This is a genomic window from Streptomyces sp. NPDC005799 (assembly GCF_040630525.1).
Classification (GTDB): domain Bacteria; phylum Actinomycetota; class Actinomycetes; order Streptomycetales; family Streptomycetaceae; genus Streptomyces; species Streptomyces griseorubiginosus_B.
In genome coordinates this window covers 230832-250887 of sequence record NZ_JBEXXQ010000005.1, presented here as the reverse complement: position 1 = coordinate 250887, position 20056 = coordinate 230832, and the positions used below count along the sequence as shown (strand labels likewise).

Genomic DNA, 20056 nt, shown 5'->3' with positions numbered 1-20056 from the left:
CGATGAACGCGACACTCGGACGGGACGTGTTCTTCAGCTTCTTCATGTTCACGGCCGATCTGCGGCCACAGGACACGCGGTACACCCGCACACTGGTCAACCACCTCAAGGCACTGACCGACATGGGCTACGACGGCTTCGACGTGCATATCGCGGCCCGGCCCACGACCGTCGATCACAAGCTCGAGATCGACAGCTACCTGGGCCTCAAGAAGGCATTCGAGCGGGCAGGACTGGGGGAGGCGAAGTTCACCACCAACGTCGGGACCACGCGGACCTTCGACCCGACGTCGCCTTATGAGGAGCAGCGTCGGCAGGCGCTGTCCTACCTCAAGTCACGCGTCGAGATCACCAGGGTCCTGGGCGGCGACTCGATCATGTCCGGGCCGTTCATCTACCCCTACGGGGTCTTTCCGGTCACGGACTCCGACGAGCCGATCTGGAGCGACGCCCTGCAGGACTGGATGAAACCGCGGTACGACGCGGCGCGCTCCGTCTTCGAGGAACTGTTGGAGTACGCCGCGGCGCGAGAGGTGAAGCTGGCCGTCGAGCCCGTCAAGAGCTGGGAGACGCCGCCGCCCAACATGGTCTCCGAGGTACTGGACTTCCTCGAAGGCCTTGAACACTCGCAGGGTGGCGTGACGATCGACACCGCGCAGGTCGTGATGGAAAGTCAGGGCCCCTCGGTGCTGAAGGAGAACATCGCGCGGGCGGTACGGCAGGACCGGCTCTACTACGTCCATATATCCGCACCCGACCGGGGCGCGGTGAAGGACAGCTGGATCCCGTGGAACATCATCTCGAACGAGATCCAACCGGTCTATCGCGGGCCGTACCTGATCGAAGTGTTCAACGCCATCCCGCCGTTCGACAGCTCCATGCGCATGGCACGCCGGCGTTTCTGGCGACCCGGCGAGGACGAAGCGGTGCCCGACAGAGACAGTGCTTACGACGTCGCCAGGGCCGCGCTGGACGAACTGCGGACGCAGACCGCATAACCCGGAGGCCTCGCATGCCAGCCCAGATGTCAGATCCCGTCATCATGGTCGTGAAGCAGACGGGCGATGTCCGCATTCACACCGTCGTCGCGTCCTTCGAGGACAGCAACATCGCGAACGCCACCCACATCGTCGAAACCCCGAACCAGCTGGTTCTCGTCGACGCGCAGTTCCTCGTCCCGTATGCGAGGGCGTTCAGGGACTACGCGGACAGCCTGGGCAAACCGATCGAGCGGCTGTATGTCTCTCACCGGCACCCCGACCACTGGTTCGGTCTGGGAACCGCGTTCGCCGACATCACGGTCCATGCCCTGTCCGAAACCATGACCTTCATCCAGGATCACGGGGAGGACTCGATAAGTGACCACTGGAAACTCGGCGATCTCTCCCCGGAGCGCGTAGTCGTTCCCAAGCAGGTCGCCAGTCCCGGCGAAGAGACGATCGACGGGGTCAGGTACGTCTTCGACCGGGTGACGGACACCGAAATCGACTACCACCTCACCATCAGGCTTCCTGACGTGGGCGCGTACTTCACTCAGGACCTGATCTACAGCGGCACTCATCTGTATCTGACGAAACACATGGGTCACTGGATCCGGGTCCTGCAGGAAATGCTGGTGTCGGAGTACGAGTTGTTCCTGCCGGGCCACGGCCTGCCGGCCGACAAGAACGAAGTCGCCCGCAATGCCGAGTACCTGTCCGCCGCTCGGCAGGCGATCGGTGACGGGCTGACGGGCGACGCCTTCAAGAGCTTCCTGCTGCAGCGGTATCCCGAACGCAAGTGCCCGGGGATCTTCGACATCTACATGCCCCGACTGTTCGGCGGCGCCAGCGACTACTGATCACGGGAGGTGCTTCCACCATGACCGAGGGATGCACGGTAGGGCAGTACCTGGTGGACCGGCTCCGCCAACTCGGGCTGGACCACCTCTTCGCCATCGCGGGCGACTACTCGATCGAATGGTTGAACCGGTACGTCGCGCCGAGCGGCATGGAGATCGTCGAGGAAGTCAACGAGGTGAACGCCGGTTACGCGGCGGACGGATACGCGAGGCTGAAGGGGATCGGCGCCCTGTGCGTCACCTACTCCGCAGGCGCGTTGTGTGCCGTGAACGCTGTCGCCGGCGCCTATGTCGAGAAGGTGCCGCTCGTGCTGATCAACGGCACGCCCAGCGTGAAGAAGACCATCGTCTTCGAACAGACCGGCTTCAGCGCACATCACTTCATCAGCGGACGCGAGACGGATCTTCAGTCCTTCGAGCACCTGACGGCCGCGGCCATACGAATCGACAACCCCGATCTCGCCCCCACGCTGATCGACTACGCACTCACCCGGTGCATCAGCGAACGGCGCCCGATCTACATCGAGTTGCTCCAGGACATGGTCGACCTGGAGTGCGAGGCGCCGAGGGGCCTGCTGAAGCCAACCAGGACCCTGTCGGACGAGACCAGCCTGGAGCAGTCGGTCGCACAGATCTGCGCACAGCTCGAAAACGCCGAGAACCCGCTCATCTGGCTGGGTGTGGAGATCGACCGGCTCGGTCTTCAGGACAAGGCCATGAACCTGATCCAGCAACTCAACATCCCGTTCGTCACGGAACTCCTCAGTAAGTCCGTCCTTTCCGAAGACGATGGGCTGTTCGTCGGCGTCCTCGACGGCCAGGCGTCAGCGACGGCCGTGACGGACCTCGCCGGCACGGCGGACTTCGTCCTGGCCCTCGGGGTGTGGCTGACAGACATCAACTCGTTGGGCTGGGCCCCGGACTACGACAAGACCGCGTTCGCGTCATTCGACGCCGTCAAGTTCGGAACCTTCTTCGCCGGACAGGTCGCCCTGGAGCACCTCGTCGACGGCATCCTGGCCGAGAAGATCACGCCCAAGGTGCGGAAGGCCCCGGACATGCCGGCCCGCAGCGCACCGGTCGTGGGGGAGACGGACGTCATCACGTACCAGGGTTTCTACGACTACATCCAGCAGTACATCGACAGGAACACCATCGTCGGTGCCGACGCCAGCATGAACTACTTCGGAAGCCTGCTGCTCGATGTGCCGAACCCAGGAGGGTTCATCGTCCAGTCGTCCTACTCGGCGATCGGCTACAGCGGGGCCGCCGCCACGGGAATCTGCCTGGCCAAGAGTCCCGACCAGAAGGTGATCGTCTTCTCGGGTGACGGCGGCTTCCAGATGACCGCCCAATGCCTCTCGACGCAGGCCCGGTTCGGCCTCGATCCGATCATCTTCGTCATCGACAACGGCGTCTACGCCGTGGAGCAGTGGCTCGCCGACGCAGGGGTCTACCACTCCGACAGACCGTTCTACAAGCCGTGCGAGCTGCACCGCTGGAATTACAGCAAGCTGGCGGAGGTCTTCGGTTGCCGGGGGTGGGAAGTCGGCACCTACGGAGAGCTGAGGGACGCCGTGCGAGGCGCACAGGAGTATACGAGCGGCCCGTCCGTCATCCAGGTGCGCGTGCCCGAAAAGACGATCCCCGACAACGCGAAGTGGAAGAACCCGTAGCAGGGCGAAAAGGAGCGGGAGGAAACCTGCTCGAAAGGGGCGTCCCCATGGACAGCTACCCACTGATCGAGAACCACGGTCTCATCGGCGATCTGCAGACAGCCGCGCTGGTGTCCACCGAGGGCGTGGTCGACTGGTTCTGCACGCCGCGGTTCGACTCGCCGAGCGTCTTCGGGGCGCTGCTGGACCGGGAGGAGGGCGGCCACTGCACGGTCCGGCCGGCGCATCGGACGCACACGGTCAAGCAGTTGTACCTGCCCGCCACGGCTGTCCTGGTGACCCGGTTCATCACCGAGGCGGGCGCCGGTGAGGTGGTCGACTTCATGCCCGTGACCGGTACGACGGTCACCTCCCGCCACCGACTGGTGCGTCTGGTCCGCTGTGTGCGCGGCAGCATGACGTTCCAGGTGGAGATCGCCCCACGGTTCGACTACGGACGCAGCAAGCACGAGGTGCACATCTCCCAGCACGGAGCGGTCTTCGCCGCGGAGGACGGCACGTCACTCACCGTGCACCCCATCCGTGAACCGGGGGACGACCGGCTGATCGACGTTCTCACGGACCAGGGCGGCGACCTGAACCTCTCACTCACGCTGAAGGCAGGTCAGCAGCGCGGACTGGTGCTGGAGATGGGCGCCGAGGGGCCCCCTGCCGAGGTCCGCCTGGACGCGTACGAACGGCTCTTCGACGAGACCGTGGCGTTCTGGCGCTCGTGGATGGCACAGTCGCGCTACAGCGGGCGCTGGCGCGAGATGGTGGAGCGATCCGCGATCACGCTGAAGCTCATGACCTTCGCTCCCAGCGGCGCGGTGGTGGCCGCTCCGACGGCGGCGCTCCCCGAACAACTGGGCGGCGAACGCAACTGGGACTACCGCTTCACCTGGACCCGGGACGCGTCCTTCTCCGTGTACGCCCTGCTGGGGCTGGGCTTCACGGAGGAGGCTCAGGCGTTCATCGGCTGGCTGACAGACCGGGTCAAGGAGCAGGCCGGCAGCGGCGGAGGCACGGGCCCGCTCAACGTCATGTACAAGGTCGACGGCTCCAGCGACCTCAACGAGCAGATCCTCGACCACTGGGAGGGCTACGCGGGCTCCCGGCCGGTACGCATCGGCAACGGCGCCGCGACACAGCTCCAACTGGACATCTACGGCGAGGCACTGGACAGCATCTACTTCGCGCACCAGCGCGGATTCCAGATAGGCCACGCCGGATGGACCGCGATGCGCGCGAACCTGGACTGGCTGGCCAATCACTGGGACCAGGCGGAGGAGGGCATCTGGGAGACCCGCGGCGGGCGTCAGGACTTCACCTACGGCCGGGTCATGTCGTGGGTGGCCTTCGACCGTGCCCTGCGCCTCGCCGAGTCGAAGGGCTGGCCGTCGGCGGCCGGGCGGTGGCAGACGGAGCGCGACGCCGCCTACGAACAGGTCATGGCCAAGGGGTGGAACGAGGAGCGGCAGGCCTTCGTCCAGCACTACGGCAGTGACGTACTGGACTCCTCGCTGCTGCGCATGGCGACCGTCGGGTTCCTCAGCCCCGAGGATCCGATCTGGGCGTCGACCCTGGACGCCTTCGAGCGCGAACTGGTCAGCGACAGCCTCGTCTACCGCTACAACCCGGAAGCCTCTCCCGACGGTCTGCGCGGTTCCGAGGGCACCTTCTCACTGTGCACGTTCATGTACGTCGACGCCCTGGCCCGTGCGGGGAGGGCGGACAAGGCGCGGCTGGTCTTCGAAAAGATGATGGGATACGCCAACCATCTGGGCCTGTACTCGGAGGAGATCGACCCGACGGGCCGTCAACTGGGCAACTTCCCGCAGGCGTTCACGCACCTCGCACTGATCGACGCGGCGCTCACCCTCGACAGGGTGCTCGACGGGCAGTAGGCAACTCCGACACGGGCTGTCAGTGCCGTGGTCTAGGGTCGCCCGCATGACCGAGCCCACCTTCCTCACAGCCGTGCGCGAGTCCTACGACACGGTCGCCGCCGACTACGTCCAACGCGTCCCGCTTCCCACCGAGATGGACCCGCTCTCACGCGCGATGCTGGCGGGGTTCGCCGAACTCGTACGGACAGCCGATCTGGGACCGGTCGCGGACCTGGGGTGCGGCCCCGGCCGGGTGACGGCGCACCTCGCCGGGCTGGGGGTGTCCGCCTTCGGCATCGATCTGTCGCCGAAGATGATCGAGCTGGCCCGCCTCGCCTATCCGGACCTGCGGTTCACCACGGGCTCGATGACCTCGCTGGAGCTGAAGGGCGACGAGCTCGGCGGCACCCTGGCCTGGTACTCCACCCACCACACGCCTCCGCAGTGGCTTCCGGCGGTGTTCGCCGAGTTCCACCGCACGCTCGCGCCCGGCGGCCACCTGCTGTGGGGAGGCCATGTCGGCGACGAACGGCTGCAGCCGACCCAGGGCTATGGCCGTCCGGTGTCCTACGAGTCGTACCTCCTGCCCCTGGACCGTATCGTCGGCCTGATGAAGCAGGCCGGACTCGTCGTCACCGCGCGGCTGGAGCAGGAGCCCGAGGGACGGGTGAGGAGACCGCACGCCTGTCTGCTCGCCCGCAAGCCCACAAGGGTCTGAAGTGTTCTGCTCCGCACACCTTCCGCCCCGACCACATGGGTCGTCACCGACTTGCAGAATGACCTGCCGGGAAAGAGGCTGGAATCAACAGGTCGGGCATTCCACCTGCCGGCTCATGGGGAGGGGAGTTGGAGGCAGTCGATCCCCGTCCGCAGGCGTGTGACGGACCGTCGCGTGAGGTCCGCTCGGAACTCGAAGCACCCTGCGTTGGACACGGACTGCTGCCAGTCCTCGATTCTGACTGTGACGACGGCTTCGGTGGCCGATCGCCGCTTTTTGAGGAGCACCCCGACGGGCTCACGCGGCACCGGCCGGCCGCGCCCGTCGGTTCGGGGCAGGGCGAGGGCCTGCGTCAGTTCGGCTTCGGTGAGGCGGCCGTCCGCGACGTCATGCCGGATGCGCTGCTCGATCCTGCCCGCACTCGCTTCGAGTTCGGATCGGCGGGCTGCCGAGATGATCGTCCACGGGTCGGAGTGCTCACGGGAATCGCACTGCTGCTGCGGGACGTGCCGAGCGGTGACGGTCGACGCACCGCCCCGGGCGCGGAACTCGTAGCACTGCGGGGCGTCGAGGAACTGGAGCAGGTCGGTGTACGCGGCGAACCGGCCCTTCCCCGTTTCCATGGCCACGAGTTGGAGGCCGGGGGTGGACCATACGTCGGCGGCGGGAACCGCCCGGAGACCGCCCCGTGCGACGCTGGTCCGCACCTCGGTGACGACGTCCCGGGCGACGGTCGCGGGGGCATGGTAGGGGTAGGGCAGATGGCGGCAGTCCTGGTCAGGGAGACGACTGACGGAGACGGAGGGCGGCACGCTGCGGAAGCGGTAGCAGCCCGTGACCTCAGAGGTGCCCCAGACCAGCCCAGGGCGATTGCCCGTGAACTGCGCGACCACCGTGACGACCCGTCCCACCCGCCGCACCTCGTGCAGGGGCGCATCCCGGTGCTCGTTCACCATCAGGTCCCGGTCGATCTCGGTACCGAGCAGTTCACCATCGACTGCGGACCGTTCCAGCCGGGACTTCGTGGCCGTCACGGCGTCTTCCATGCGGTCGAGAGCGGCATGCCGGTCGTGGCTGAGCCGGAAGCAGAACGACACCGTGACGCAGGAGGCCAGCACCAGGACGATGACGAGACATCCCATGCGCCCGCCCCCGCGCCGCGCCCCGTTGCCGCCCATACGTCGCGGATTCCCCGTCGTGAGCGAGGAGTTGCGGCCTGTGGCCCAGCCGTGATGGAACAGGAGCCCGACGGAAACAAGCAAGATACTGTCCGCTCGGAGAGGTGACCCGACTGTCCGGCTGTCACCGCGATCCCGCGGCCGTCAGCGTCGCCGTGATGGGCTTGAGCGCGGCGATCAGTTCGTCGAGCTCGGCGGGGGACAGGGCCTCGTAGGGCGGGGCGGCGAGCTCGTCGGTGAGGGCTTCGATGTGTTGCTTGGTGGTGCGGCCGGCGTCGGTGAACCGGCCGTCGGTGTCGACGAGCCCGCGCATCCGCAAGCCGTCCATGACCGCGGCGAGCCGCTCCTTCGGCAGGTGATGGACCCGCCCGAACGACTCCGGCGGGTGGATGCCCTGATCCAGCGCGGAGAGGATATGGGCCTCCGTGCCGCCGATGCGCGCACCGACGAGGGCGGCGATGTGCCCGTCGCCGCGGTGCTCACGCAGCATGGTCGCGGAGTGCCACAGCCGGGCGACCGGGTCGCTCGGCACGGGCAGGGAGCGCATCCCGGCGTACATGACCCGGCCCTCGGTGGGGGCGCTCGTCGCTGCCTTGGTGGTCAGGTCGGCGGCGCGCAGCAGGCCCGGGGAGCCGGCGAGTTCCTCGCCGAGGATGCGTCGTAGCGAGGCCGCGCTGCCCCGCTCCCGAGCGGCGACGGACGCCTCGGGCGGGATCGTCTCCCATGCGCTGGGGATGTGCCGGGCGGCCTCACCGTCGGCGAAGTTGTAGAAGGCCGCGTGCACGACCTGGGCCGGCACCCGCCCCAGCGGCGCGGCGCGGCTGGCGAAGTAGCCGTCCCAGTAGGTGCGGTGGCCGAGTGCGGCCAGTTCCTCGTTGCACTCGTCGGCGAAGAAGGTGACCAGGCAGATCGGCTCCAGGAGCTCGAACATGCGGCGGGCGATGTCGGTCGTCGGATGCGAGTGCGCCGTGTTCATCGGATTCTCCATTCGTCTCGTTGTGCCGGGATGGACCTTCCGGCACGACGAAACTCATCGGTGAGCGAACCGCGGAACCTCAGATGTCGAGCAGGTCCCGGGTCCGTACCGGACCGCCCGACTCGAAGGACCGGTTCGCGGCCAGCCCGGTCACCAGGGAGCGCGCCCCGTCGACGGCGTCGGCCGCCCGCCCGAGCGGATCGGCCTGGCGCTCACCGAAGAGATCGGCGAGCATCCGGACGTCTCCGCCGCCGTGCCCCCCTTCGCCGGTGTGGACCGTGATCTCGCGCGGCGGTTCCCAGAAGCGCCGCAGGGTCAGTTCCGTGCGTCCGGCCGTGTCACCCACCGCGTCCCCGTGCACTGCGGCGGTGTCGCCCCGGACCTGTACCTCCGAGGGTGTCCACATGGACTCCTCGACCAGAAGCTCAAGGCGCCCTTCGCTGCCGTTGAAGGAGATGCGGTAACCCTCCCAGGGGGCGTACGCGGTGAGGTGGTAGGTGAGCGTGGCCCCGGACATGTAGCGCACCAGCACCGCCATGTCGTCCTCGATCGTCACCCCCGGCCCGAAGACGTTCTGGTCGCGCCGGTAGCCGTCCGCGGCCTCCGCGTCCAGGTACAGGGCGGTGAGCAGCGGCGAGTCCGCCAGGCGTACGGCGAAGGGGTCGTCCTGTGCCGAGGCGGCGCCGTGGGCCCGCGTGTAGTCACGGGCCAGCCCCCGTCGCCGGCCCGCCTCATCACCGTAGAAGAAGAGGCCGCCCTGCGCGTACACGGTCTCGGGTTCGGTGCCCAGCCACCAGTTGACCAGGTCGAAGTGGTGGGTGGCCTTGTGCACCATCAGGCCGCCGGAGTTGGCCTTCTCGCGGTGCCAGCGGCGGAAGTAGTCGGCGCCGTGGCGCAGGTCGAGGAGCCATTCGAAGTGGACGGAGCCGATCTCGCCGATCTCGCCGGCCGCGATGGTCTCGCGGACGGCCGCGTGCACCGGGTTGTAGCGGTAGTTGAACGCGACCCGCACTTCGCGGCCGGTGCGCCGCTGAGCGTCGAGGATGCGGCGGGCGCGGTCGGCGTCCGTCGTCATGGGCTTCTCGGTGACGACGTCGCAGCCGGCCTCCAGGGCCTGCACGATGTAGTGGTCGTGGGTGCGGTCCACGGTGCACACGACGACGAGGTCGACGCGTTCGCGGCGCAGCATCTCGGTGAAGTCCTCGGCCGTGTAGGCGGGGACCGCGGCGCCGATCCACTCGTTGTGGACGGCCATGCGGTGCGGGTTGACATCGCAGAAGCCGACCAGCTCGACGCGGTCCGCGTAGGGACCGGCGAGTGCCGCGGTGAAGAGCCGGGCGCGGGCGCCCAGTCCCACCACGGCGCAGCGGCGGCGTGCGGTGTCGGAAGGCATCGGCTCTCCAAAAGGTGTCGTGCGGCCCGGGAGGGCCGGATGCGGCTGATGGGGTCTTGCCTTCGTAGGCCTCACTCCACGTCGGCGACGACGGAGCCGACCCGTTCGGCCAGGCCCGGGTCTCGGCGGACCAGGAGGGTCGCGTAGCCGACGGCGAGGAGCAGGGCCGCGAGGGCCGCGACCGGGAACCAGTTGTACGGCGCGGGCTGGCCGGGCTTGGCCAGGTAGTAGAGCGGCACCAGGATCGCCAGGGCGCCGAGCGTCGGCAGCACCAGGTGGCGGACCGTGCGGAACTCCTGCGGGCGGTAGCGCCGGTAGTAGAAGGGCAGGGCGATGTTGGAGGCCAGGTAGACCACCAGGATCAGGATGGTGCCCAGGGTCGAGGACTCGGTGAAGAAGACCACGGGGTCCATCGGACCGCCGTCCGCGCCGAGCAGATGGCCGAGGCCCCAGCCGCCGATGATCAGCAGGGCGGTGACAGCGAAGGTGACGATCGCGTTGTTCGGCGTACGGCGTACGGGGTGGACGTAGCCGAGGACGGACGGCAGCAGTCCCTCGCGTCCGGCGTTGAACACCAGCCGCGCCTGGGAGTTGATGCCGGCGATGAGCACGCCGAGGGTGGAGGTCAGGCCGCCGACGTAGGCGAGGAAGGCCAGTGCGCCGAGGGTGTCGTGGGCGACGTCGATGAAGGGGATGGGCGAGTCGCCTAGCCGCTGGACGTCGTAGTCGAAGCCGGTGACGGTGGCGTAGGAGAAGAGGATGTAGCTCGCCGTCATGATGCCCACGGAGGAGAACACGGCGCGGCCGACGTTGCGCCGCGGGTTCTCCGTCTCCTCCGCCAGGGCCGCGGAGTTCTCCCAGCCGACGAAGAGGTACACGGCGAGCGGGAAGCCGGCGGCCAGGCCCCTGAGGCCGTGGTGGATGTGGTCGGGCAGGAACGGCGCGGCGGACAGGTTGCCGCGGTGTTCGACGAGTGCCGCGACCGAGACCACGACGAGGACCAGCATCTCCACGGCGAAGAAGTAGCCGGCCCACTTGGTGGAGACGACGATGCCGCGCAGCATCAGCACCACCGACGCGCCGGTCAGCAGCAGGGTCCAGATGATCCACGGGATGTCGACGCCGGTGTAGTGGTGCAGGGTGATCTGCACGAAGCCGCCCGAGATGGCGATCACGGAGGCCATGGCGATGATGTAGCCGAGGCCGGCCAGCAGGGCGGTGGTCACGGCGCTGACGGGGCCGAAGGTCTTGCCGACGAAGGTGATGAAGCTGCCCGCCGAGGGGTGTGCCCGGGAGAACTGGGCGAGGGTGTTGCCCAGCAGCGCGACGGCCACGCCGGCGGTGAGGATGGTCAGCGGGGAGGCGACGCCCGCGGTGGTGGCGAGGAAGGCGAATCCGAAGAAGAAGCTCATGGCGGGGCCGACGTTGGCCATGGTGGCGGCGGCGATGTCCGCCATGCCGAGCACGCCGCCGCGCAGCCGCTGGGGCGGGCCGGCGGTTTCGGTGTCGGGCATGACGGCGGCTCCTCGTACGGGGTCGGTGCGGTGGCGGTGTCGGGGGCTTGGGCGGGCCTCAGGCCGTTCCGGCGTTGCGGTGGGCCTTGACCGCGGCCACCGCGGGGGCCATGGCGCCGCGGGCGAGTTCGTCGAGCAGATCGGAGTGGTGGCGGTTGCGTGCCCGTACGACCTCGGGGGGCGGGGCGGGCAGCAGCAGGCACTGGCGGCCGAGCAGGTCGGCGGCGAACTCGCGGATGCCGGGGCCCCCGAGCGCCTCGGCGAGGTCGAGGTGGAAGCGGGTCTCCAGTTCGAGCAACCGGTCCGGTACGTCGGTCCGGTCCAGTTCGTCGGTCAGCGCCCGCAGTCCGTCGAGCCGGTCCTGCGGCACCTCGCCCACGGCGTGGGAGACGAGACCGCATTCCAGCAGCGCGTGGACGGCGTCCAGTGAGGCCGCCTCGTCGGGGTCGTGCATCACGGCCACGACGGTGTCCCAGTCCTGGGCGACGAAGGTGCCGCCGGCCCTGCCGCGCCGACGGTCCAGCAGACCGTCCTGGCACATGCCCTCCAGGGCCCGGCGGACGGTGATCTCACCGATGCCGAGTTCCTCGGCCAGGACGCCGACGTCGGGCAGCCGGTCTCCCGGTGTGTCGGACCTCAGGCGTACCCGTAGGGCGATCCGTGAGCGGACGAGTTCCGATCCGGTCTGTCCCCTGCCGGGCAGGGCGCGGACGTCGAGCACCCCGGAGACGAACTTGCCCGCTGTCTTGGCCACGACGTCACCTTAACCGCCTGCTGAGCGGGGTCACGGCCCGCGTGAGATGTGCATGGGGCTCCTACGGACGTAGCGGCTCCGCGTTGCACGTAAAATAGAGCACGATGAACAGTTAAACAAGTCTTGTTCTTTTGGATCGTACTGAACTAATTTCCCGGTCACCGTCCCCACTCCTCTCATGGATGTCGCGATGACCTCAACGCTCACCCAGAGTCCTCCCACCGAACCCGGCCTGAAGCCGGGGCTCAAGAACCGGCACCTGTCGATGATCGCCATCGGCGGTGTCATCGGCGCCGGCCTGTTCGTCGGCTCCGGCTCCGGCATCGCCGCCGCCGGCCCCGGCATCCTCATCTCCTACGCCCTCGTCGGCGTCCTCGTCGTCCTCGTGATGCGCATGCTGGGCGAGATGGCGGCGGCCAACCCGACGTCCGGCTCCTTCTCCGCCTACGCCGACCGGGCGCTGGGCCGCTGGGCCGGCTTCACCATCGGCTGGCTGTACTGGTTCTTCTGGGTCGTGGTGCTCGCCGTGGAGGCGACCGCCGGGGCCAAGATCCTGGCCGGCTGGGTGCCCGCCGTCCCGCAGTGGGGCTGGGCCCTGATCGTCATGGTCGTGCTGACCGCCTCCAACCTGGCCTCGGTCAGCTCCTACGGCGAGTTCGAGTTCTGGTTCGCGGGCATCAAGGTGGTCGCCATCGCCGCGTTCATCGTGCTCGGCGGCCTCGCGATCTTCGGTCTGCTGCCCGGCTCGGACCACCCTGCGTCCGGCTTCTCCTACCTAACCTCGCACGGCGGATTCCTGCCGCACGGACCGGGCGCGATCCTCACCGGCGTGCTGATGGTGGTCTTCTCCTTCATGGGCAGTGAGATCGTCACGCTCGCGGCCGGCGAGTCCCAGGACCCGCGGGGCGCGGTCACCAAGGCCACGAACAGCGTGATCTGGCGGATCGCGGTGTTCTACCTGGGTTCGATCCTCGTCGTGGTGTCGCTGCTGCGCTGGGACGACCCGGCGATCCTCAAGGACGGTTCCTACGTCGCCGCCCTGAGCTCCATCGGCATCCCGCACGCCGCCCAGATCATGAACGCGATCGTGCTGACCTCGGTGCTGTCCTGTCTCAACTCCGGCCTGTACACCGCCTCCCGCATGGCCTTCTCGCTCGGCGGGCGCGGCGACGCCCCGGCCTCCTTCGCCCGCACCACCCAGCGCGGTGTGCCGCGCACGGCGATCCTGGCCTCGGTGGTCTTCGGCTTCGTCGCGGTCGCCTTCAACTACTTGTGGCCCGACACCGTCTTCCAGTTCCTGCTCAACTCCTCCGGCGCGATCGCGCTGTTCGTCTGGCTGGTGATCTGCTTCTCGCAGCTGCGGATGCGCAAGATCATCCAGCGGGAGTCGCCGGAGAAGCTCGTCGTGCGGATGTGGCTCTACCCCTACCTGACCTGGGCCACCATCGCCCTGATCACCTTCGTGCTGGGCTACATGCTGACCGACACGGCGGATGGCGGCGGACGCGACCAGGTGGTCCTGTCCACGCTGGTGGCGCTCGGCGTGGTGGCCTTCGCACTGGTCCGCCAGCGGGCGAGGCGTAAGCGGGACGAGCTGGTCACGTCGCCCTAGCAACCCTCTGCGCGATGGCCCCGGGTACGGCGGCACCGTACCCGGGGCCGACGCCGCTGTCAGGCGCTCGGCAGGCCGTAGACGCGGTCGTAGTGGTGAGCCACCAGATGGCCGGCTCGGTCGCAGGAGATCTGCCAGCCGTTGATGCCGGTGTCCCGGCCGTCCGTGAAGTTCCACCGCGGGCGGCCGGTGGCGGCGTCGATGGCGAAGAAACCTTTCTTGTTCTCCAGGGCGGCGGCGTAGACGGCCTTCGGTCCGACGGCGATGGAATGGTCGCCGTCGAGTTGGGGCGTCGCGCAGAACCAGCGCCGTGAGCCGTTCGCCGCGTTGAAGGCGTAGACGCCGTGGGGGTCGTTGCCGATGGCGTAGACGGTGTTGCCGCCCGTTCCGAGGGAGGTGAACAAGCCGTGCTCGGGTTTCGCGCGCCAGCGGAGCCTGCCGGTACCGAGGTCCAGGGCGATGAGCTCGGAGCCGATGGCGAAGACGGTCTGGCCGAGTACGGCGATACCTGGCCGCAGGTCGTAGCCGACCGGGTGCCGCCACCGCAGGGAGCCGGCGTCGCGGGTGCTACGGACGGAGACGTTGCGCAGGCCGTCGGCGTAGACGAAGTAGTCGGAGGTGACGACCGGTTGAAGCGGGATGCCGACGTCTTCCGGGCTGATCGGTATGACCTCGGCCTGTCGGGCCTGGAGGTCGACGGCGAAGACCGCGTCGGTGGAGGTCGCGACGCCCTGCTCCGTCGACTGGCGCTCCAGCCGGGCGCCGAGCACGGAGAGGGTGAAGCCGTCGTAGACGCCCAGCAGTTGGTCGAACTGGAAGTCCGTGCCGAAGTCGAGGGTGAACCGCTCGGTCCCGCCGGCCGGATCGACGCCGATCACCGTGGCGCCCGTGCCGAGGGCGACGGCCGCGCCGTCGGCCAGCAGGACGGGGGTGGGCGAGAGGCTGATGCCCTGGTAGATCCACTTGGGGTGGGAGCCGTCGTGGAGGTCGAGGCAGATCACGGAGCCCGGGCGGGCCTTGAGCAGGGCGGTGCCGTCGTTGAAGACCGCCGGGGTCTGCAGCAACGGGGCGCTGGCGTAGACCCAGTTCGGCTCGGGCGCGGAGACGATGGAAGACGCGGAGCGGGTGCGGGGCTTCCTCCGCACGGCGACGAGTGCGGTGGCCCCTCCGGCCACCGCCAGGCCGGTGGCGGCGGCGAGCATCGAGCGCCGGGAGAGACCGGAGTGCCTGGGGGAGCGACGGTGCGCACGCGAGGGCGGGGCCTCGGGGGCCGGCTTCTCGGACGGGTCGGACTGCTCCGATGTCGTCGGGCCGGCGAAGTTCGCCTCTGCCCGGGGCGTCACGGCGCCTTGGGACTCTGCGCTGTCCTGCGCTTCACCACTCCCGCAATCGGTGTCACCAGCCGGGCGGGCGCCGTTCGCTCCGGTCCTGCTCCGGGCGAGGTCGGTGGTGATCGGCTCGGCGGCCGGTGTCGGTACGAGATCCATGGCGGCGGCCTGATAGCGAGCCACGGTCGCCGCCACCGGAGCGGGCAGCCACGCCTCGGTCAGCAGTTGTTCGACGCCGCCGGGGGCGCACGCCGCGGAGAGTCGGTCGGGTGTGATCCGCAGGGCGGGATCCTTGGCCAGGCAGAGCCCGATGATCTTCTCGAGCGGCTCAGGCACGCCGGTCAGGTCGGGCCAGCCGTGGACCACCTGGTAGAGGAGGGTCGCCGCAGCGGCGCCGCTGAACGGTGGGCGCCCGCACGCGGCGAAGGCCAGTACCGAGCCGAGACAGAAGACGTCGCCCTCCGCTCCCATCGGATCCCCGGTCGCCTGTTCCGGGCACATGTACTCCAGGGAGCCGAAGACGCCTCCGGTGGCGGTGAGTTGGTAGCCGTCGCGGGCGCGGACGATGCCGAAGTCGATGACACGTGGTCCGTCGGCGGCGAGCAGCACGTTGGAGGGTTTGAGGTCACGGTGCACCAGGCCCTGGGCGTGCACCGCGCTGAGCGCCTCGGCCATGCCGGCGCCGAGGGCGAGAACCGTCTCCACCGGTAGGGGCCCGTGTTCGGCGATCGCCTCGGCCAAGGTGGGGCCGGGGATGTAGGTGGTGGCGAGCCACGGCGTCTCCGCGTCCGGAGCGGCGTCCACCACGGACGCGGTGTAGGTGCCGCCGACAGCCGCCGCGGCCGCCACCTCGCGCCGGAAACGGATGCGGAAGTTCTTGTCCTCCGCCATCTCGGGGCGGATGACCTTGACCGCGACGGCGTGGCCGGCCGGCGACGTGGCCAGATAGACGCGGCCCATTCCGCCCGCTCCGAGCCGGGCCACGAGGCGGTAGGGGCCCAGCTGTTCGGGATCTTCTGGGCGCAGTGGCTTCATACCCGCGGCTGCCTGTTCTTGGTGGTGGCAGACGGGAGTCCCGCCCGCTGGTGGGGGAGAGGCCCGGAAGGGGTCTGGCAACACAGTAGAGGCTGGAGTGACGGCTGGGGTTCATCTCGACAGCCGCTCTCCGCTACCCGGAAGTAGCTGACCAGCCCCTTCTTCCCTTCACGCAGGCCTATTTGACGAGACGTCATGACGCCGGTGACACGTGCCTGTACTGCGGGAACAGTGCGCGATACGCAACAGCGATGCTGTGTGATGCCTGTATACGACAAAGACCTCCGATGTGTTGAAGCTCACCTGTTCCGACCGGCCTCTTGGTGGCCCGGCTGTGAGGGAGACGGTGCCCGTCGCGGCGGTGGTTTTTCAGCGCACCGTCAGGGTGGTGTCGTCCAGGGCGAAGTCGGTTGCCGCGGCTTTGGAGGTGACCGTGTAGGCGAGGGTCACGGTTCGTCCGGCGTAGGCCGACAGGTCGTGGGTGTGCTGTTGGTAGGTCTGGGTGGCGTCTTTGTTGGAGTAGGTGGCCAGGGTGGCGAGGACGGTCCCGGCCTGGTCCAGGACGCGGACCTGCAGGGTGTCCTTGGCGGCGTCGGTCGGGGTGAGCTCGGTGACGGGCCGAAGCCAGTAGCTGAGCGTGACGGTTGGGCAGCCGCTGGGGAGGGCGATGGTCTGACGCAGGGTGCGGGCTTTCTGGGAGGCGGCCAGGTGGTCGTACAGGCTGAGGTAGTGGCCCGAGTGGGCGGGGATGTCGCTGGTGGTGTCGGTGAGGAACCAGGGTGACTGCCCGGTCCAGGGTGGGTAGTCGGGCAGTTCGAAGCCGGGATTGCCGAGTATCTGGCCCGGGTAGCACCCTTCGGCGGTGGTGATCCGCCAGGTGAAGGAGGCGGCGCCGAACGCTCCGGCGGAGTCCTGCGCCGTGACGGTGACGCCCCAGGTGCCCCAGGTGGTGGGTGCGCCGGAGATCAGGCCGGTCGTGGGGTTGAGCGACACTCCGGGAGGCAGTCCCGAGGCGGTGTAGGTGAGGGTGCGCCCCGAGGCGGAGTCGCTGCCCTGTGTCTGGAGGGACACGGGAGTGCCGGTGCGGGTGTTCTGGTCGGGGGGCACGGTCACGGTGACGGTGGTGCCGTCGGTGGTCACCGCGCCGGAGAGGGCGGACACACCGGCCGGCGTGCCGAGCCCGGTGGGGCCGTCGTATCCCGTCGCCGCAGTACAGAAGTACTCGGTGTCGTCGTCGCAGAAGCCGTTCTCGCCGGAGGTCACGTCATTGAACGCGGCGGGGTGGGTGTAGGGGTAGGAGGCGGGCAGGGAGCCGGGGCGCGGGGGGCCGGCCAGCGCGTAGGCGGCGGCGACCAGGGGTGAGGATGCGCTTGTGCCTCCGGCCACGAACCAGTTGCCGAAGGAGTCGTCCTGGTAGCTGTCGTAGATGGCGACGCCGTTGTCGGGGTCGGCGACAGCGGAGACGTCGTTCAGCATCCGGCGTGGGCAGCCGGGGTCGGACTGCCAGGAGGGCTTGGGCTCCTGGCTGGAGCAGCCCGAGCCGGTGCCACCGGTGTAGTTGAGGAAGTCGCCCCAGACGGTTTCGGACCAGCCGCGGCTGCTGGAGTCCTTGAGAAGTGTGGTGCCGCCGACCGCGGTCACGAAGGGCGAGGCGGCGGGGTATTCGGTGCCGTAGTCGTCGTCGCCGGCGGCGGCGGTCACCACGACGCCGGGGTGGTGGAAGTAGGCGGTGTCGTCGGCGAGTTCGCTCTGGTCCTCGTCGCCGCCGTAGCTGTTGGACACGTAGCCCGCACCCTTGTCGACGGCGGTGTTCACGGCAGCGCCGAGGTCCTCGATGCTGTTGCTGTCCGACTCCACCAGCAGGATGCGGCAGTTGGGGCAGGCGGCAGAGACCATGTCCAGGTCGAGGGAGATCTCCATGGCCCACTCGTCGTCGGCCTCGGGGAAGGCGTTTCCGCCTCGTTGGTCGACCTTGGTGAAGCAGCCGGACGCCTCGGTGCACGGCGGCAGCCCGTACTGGGCGCGGTAGGCGGAAAGGTCCTCGGCGGCGTTGGGGTCGTCGTAGGCGTCGACCACCGCCACCGTTCGGCCCGCGCCGGCCGTGGCCGATGGCAGCCTGTAGGCGTTCTGCAGATCGGCGGGGCCATAACCGAAGGGTGTGTCCTCGGCGGCAGCCGCCCGTGCTGTCGTGGCCCCGCCCGCCGCCCTCGTCCGGACGAACGCGAGACACGAGACGTGGCCGGGGTCAGGGTTGGGGCACACCCGCATCGACCCGGACGCCTGTAATCGGGTTGGTGATCCGGTATCCGATTCGGCCTGGTGCGGCGACAGCGCCGCCGTGACCAGCAACAGTACAAGGAACACGACAGTGCGCACTGCGCGTGCCATGAGCCCCCCTCGGCCTGTCAGCATGGCATGGGCATTGCAACACAATGTCGTCGTCGACGAAACCCCGCCTCATACCCCCGGCACCACGAGGTCGCGGAGCGCGGCTCGTGGATGGCCGGCCCGGGACTCACTGGGGCGGGTGCGCACCGCGGGTGCCGATCGCCACACCCGCCGTGGCGGTCCCGTCAGTCGGATGCGGTCCCGAGCAGCTGGGATCGGACCTCGTTCTTGAGGACCTTGCCCACCTTGGAGCGGGGAAGGTCGGGCCACACCTCGACCTGTTTGGGAGCCTTGACGCTCCCGATCCGGGCCCTGACGAAGTCGCGTATGCCGGCACTGGTGACGCTCGCCGCGTTCGCTTCGGTGTGGAGCTGGACGACGGCGGTCACGCGCTCGCCCCACTTGTCGTCCGGCAGCCCGATGACCGCGCAGTCCTGGACGGCGGGGTGTTCCATCACCGCCTGTTCCACCTCGGCGGAGTAGATGTTGAAACCGCCACTGATGATCATGTCCTTGGCGCGGTCGACGATGAACAGGTAGTTGTCGGCGTCGAGGTAGCCGATGTCCCCGGTGTGGTGCCAGCCGTGCCGGGACGCTTCCCGGGTGGCGGAGGGGTTCTTGTAGTAGCCCGCCATCACCAGCGAGCCGCGCACGACGATCTCACCGCGTTCGCCGGGCGGCAGCAGTGTCCCCCCGGGGTCCATGATGGCGACGGTCACGAGCGGTGAGGGCCGGCCGGCTGAGGCGAAACGCTCCACGGCGAGGGAGCCGTCGGCGCGAACGTGGTCCTCCGGGGCCATGGTCGAGATCATCATGGGTGCCTCGGATTGGCCGAAGAGCTGTGCCATGACCGGGCCGATCCGTTCGATGGCCTCCTCCAGCCGGGCCGCCGACATCGGTGCGGCGCCGTACCAGAGACAGCGCAGTGAGGTCAGGTCGGTGGCGGCCAGGTTCGCATGGGTGAGGAGCATGTAGATGAGCGTCGGCGGCAGGAACGTGTGCGTGACACGGTGCCGTTCGAGGAGTACGAGGAACTCGGTGAGGTCCGGCGTGGGCATGATGACGATCTCGCCGCCCAGCGTCATGACGGGGAAGCACAGGACCCCGGCGGCATGGGTCAGTGGGGCCAGCGCCAGGTAGACCGGGCGGGGGTCGAAGGGGTAACTCATCAGCGTCAGCGCCGACATGGTCTCGATGTTCCGGTCGGTCAGCATCACGCCCTTGGGCCGACCCGTGGTGCCGCCCGTGCCGACGAGCATGACGGTGTCGTCGGCCGGTGCCGCCTCCCACGGACCGCCGGGCAGGCCGTCCAGCCAGGCAAGGAGGGAGGTCGCGAAGGCCGGGGAGCCGTCGAGGCAGACCAGCGTGGTCAGCCTCGGCAGGTCGGGAAGGATCTTCGCGACCAGAGGGGCGTACGCCCCCTGGAAGATCAGGCAGACACAGTCGAAGAGATCCAGCAACTCCCGGTTCTCGGCGGCCTCGTTGCGCGGGTTGACGGGGCACCACACCGCGCCCGCCCTGGAGATGCCGAACACACAGGAGAAGGCGGTGGGGTCGTTGGCGGAGAGCACCGCCACCTTGTCCCCGGGCCGTACGCCCGACCGGTCCAGTGCCCGGGCCACCTGCCAGGACAGTTCCTGCACCTCGCCATAGGTGAGGGTGTGGCCCCCCGTGGTCAGGCAGGGGGCGTCGGGTCCCAGGGAGGTGCCCTTGTCCAGATAGTCGGTCAGACGCACGGCGTCATCCTCGTTTCTCCGAGTCTGTCGGCGGGGTCCG

14 protein-coding genes are annotated in these 20056 nt (G+C 68.8%); 6 read left to right on the top strand and 8 right to left on the bottom strand.

Annotated features, from left to right (window positions below; genetic code table 11):
* The first annotated feature begins 2 nt into the window (after positions 1-2).
* The 5 genes from ABZ453_RS07735 to ABZ453_RS07715 are packed head-to-tail and all read left to right on the top strand — an operon-like array spanning position 3 to position 6102.
* Positions 3-998, top strand: coding sequence for a sugar phosphate isomerase/epimerase family protein (locus tag ABZ453_RS07735; protein ID WP_359012589.1), 996 nt, complete (start codon positions 3-5; stop codon positions 996-998).
* Between the two features lie 26 nt (positions 999-1024).
* Positions 1025-1840, top strand: a complete 816-nt coding sequence (locus ABZ453_RS07730; RefSeq protein WP_359012587.1) for an MBL fold metallo-hydrolase — start codon at positions 1025-1027, stop codon at positions 1838-1840.
* Between the two features lie 20 nt (positions 1841-1860).
* Positions 1861-3516, top strand: coding sequence for a thiamine pyrophosphate-dependent enzyme (locus tag ABZ453_RS07725; RefSeq protein ID WP_359012585.1), 1656 nt, complete (start codon positions 1861-1863; stop codon positions 3514-3516).
* A 47-nt stretch (positions 3517-3563) separates the two neighbouring features.
* Complete coding sequence (locus ABZ453_RS07720) at positions 3564-5402, top strand: glycoside hydrolase family 15 protein (RefSeq protein ID WP_359012583.1); 1839 nt, start codon at positions 3564-3566, stop codon at positions 5400-5402.
* A gap of 46 nt (positions 5403-5448) precedes the next feature.
* On the top strand, positions 5449-6102 hold the full coding sequence (locus ABZ453_RS07715; RefSeq protein ID WP_359012581.1) for a methyltransferase domain-containing protein: 654 nt from the start codon (positions 5449-5451) through the stop codon (positions 6100-6102).
* Between the two features lie 113 nt (positions 6103-6215).
* Here the strand turns inward: ABZ453_RS07715 and ABZ453_RS07710 are convergent, their stop codons facing one another.
* The 5 genes from ABZ453_RS07710 to ABZ453_RS07690 form a co-directional block, all read right to left on the bottom strand.
* Complete coding sequence (locus ABZ453_RS07710) at positions 6216-7244, bottom strand: hypothetical protein (RefSeq protein ID WP_359012579.1); 1029 nt, start codon at positions 7242-7244, stop codon at positions 6216-6218.
* Positions 7245-7404: 160 nt separating this feature from the next.
* Positions 7405-8256: a MarR family transcriptional regulator gene (locus tag ABZ453_RS07705; RefSeq protein WP_359012577.1), complete on the bottom strand. Its 852-nt coding sequence runs from the start codon at positions 8254-8256 to the stop codon at positions 7405-7407.
* A 79-nt stretch (positions 8257-8335) separates the two neighbouring features.
* A complete protein-coding gene (locus tag ABZ453_RS07700; RefSeq protein ID WP_359012575.1) occupies positions 8336-9649 on the bottom strand; it encodes a Gfo/Idh/MocA family oxidoreductase in 1314 nt (437 codons plus the stop codon).
* 71 nt (positions 9650-9720) lie between these two features.
* Positions 9721-11163: an APC family permease gene (locus ABZ453_RS07695; protein ID WP_359012573.1), complete on the bottom strand. Its 1443-nt coding sequence runs from the start codon at positions 11161-11163 to the stop codon at positions 9721-9723.
* 58 nt (positions 11164-11221) lie between these two features.
* The gene (locus tag ABZ453_RS07690; protein ID WP_359012572.1) at positions 11222-11917 is read right to left on the bottom strand and encodes an FCD domain-containing protein; all 696 of its coding nucleotides are present in this window, start codon (positions 11915-11917) and stop codon (positions 11222-11224) included.
* Positions 11918-12107: 190 nt separating this feature from the next.
* On the opposite strand from ABZ453_RS07690, the gene ABZ453_RS07685 reads away from it, so the two are divergent.
* Positions 12108-13529, top strand: coding sequence for an amino acid permease (locus tag ABZ453_RS07685; RefSeq protein WP_359012570.1), 1422 nt, complete (start codon positions 12108-12110; stop codon positions 13527-13529).
* Between the two features lie 59 nt (positions 13530-13588).
* On the opposite strand, the gene ABZ453_RS07680 is transcribed toward ABZ453_RS07685, so the two are convergent.
* The 3 genes from ABZ453_RS07680 to ABZ453_RS07670 all read right to left on the bottom strand — a co-directional run bounded on the left by ABZ453_RS07680 (position 13589) and on the right by ABZ453_RS07670 (position 20016).
* The gene (locus ABZ453_RS07680; protein WP_359012567.1) at positions 13589-15892 is read right to left on the bottom strand and encodes a protein kinase; all 2304 of its coding nucleotides are present in this window, start codon (positions 15890-15892) and stop codon (positions 13589-13591) included.
* Positions 15893-16261: 369 nt separating this feature from the next.
* Positions 16262-18154, bottom strand: coding sequence for a putative Ig domain-containing protein (locus ABZ453_RS07675; RefSeq protein WP_359012565.1), 1893 nt, complete (start codon positions 18152-18154; stop codon positions 16262-16264).
* Between the two features lie 311 nt (positions 18155-18465).
* Positions 18466-20016, bottom strand: a complete 1551-nt coding sequence (locus ABZ453_RS07670; protein WP_359012563.1) for a long-chain fatty acid--CoA ligase — start codon at positions 20014-20016, stop codon at positions 18466-18468.
* Between the last annotated feature and the right edge of the window lie 40 nt (positions 20017-20056).